Genomic DNA, 653 nt, shown 5'->3' with positions numbered 1-653 from the left:
AGGGAAAGACGCTGGTGCATGTCGGCGATGACGACGAAGCGAGCCTGCGCGCGCACATCGGCCCGGCCACCCGCGTCGTCGACTTGCAAGGACAGATGGTGCTGCCCGGCTTCATCGACGGGCACATCCACCCGATCCTGTCGAGCTTTCTGACCAGCGGCGCCGACCTGCAGCACGCCACGCGCGCGCAGATGATGCAGGCGCTCGAGCGCTACGCCCGCGAGCACCCGACCGGTCNCGTCGACTTGCAAGGACAGATGGTGCTGCCCGGCTTCATCGACGGGCACATCCACCCGATCCTGTCGAGCTTTCTGACCAGCGGCGCCGACCTGCAGCACGCCACGCGCGCGCAGATGATGCAGGCGCTCGAGCGCTACGCCCGCGAGCACCCGACCGGTCCGGTGATGGGCTTTGGCTGGCGTCCGGACATGTTCGGCCCAGAAGGGCCGGACAAGCGCGACCTGGACCGCATCTTTCCGGACCGGCCGGCGTTCATGCTGAACATCGACTTTCACAGCATGTGGTTCAACAGCCGCGCGCTGCAGCTCGGCGGCATCGACCGCAACACGCCGGACCCGGCGCCCGGCTTCGCCTACTACCAGCGCGATGCCAAGGGCGAGCCCACGGGCTACGCGCTGGAGCCGCAGAGCTAC

The 653-nt window shown here is 68.3% G+C and carries 1 protein-coding gene; it reads left to right on the top strand.

Translation table 11 applies throughout. From position 1 onward, the window contains the following. Positions 1 to 14 precede the first annotated feature (14 nt). Positions 15 to 653, top strand: a 639-nt coding sequence (locus QZH66_RS17865) for an amidohydrolase family protein (RefSeq protein ID WP_305807151.1), incomplete at its 3' end; no start/stop codon positions are given.

Origin of the sequence: Stenotrophomonas sp. YIM B06876, assembly GCF_030711595.1 — a bacterium.
Lineage (GTDB): Bacteria > Pseudomonadota > Gammaproteobacteria > Xanthomonadales > Xanthomonadaceae > Stenotrophomonas.
This window is presented reverse-complemented; position numbering and strand designations above follow the sequence as displayed.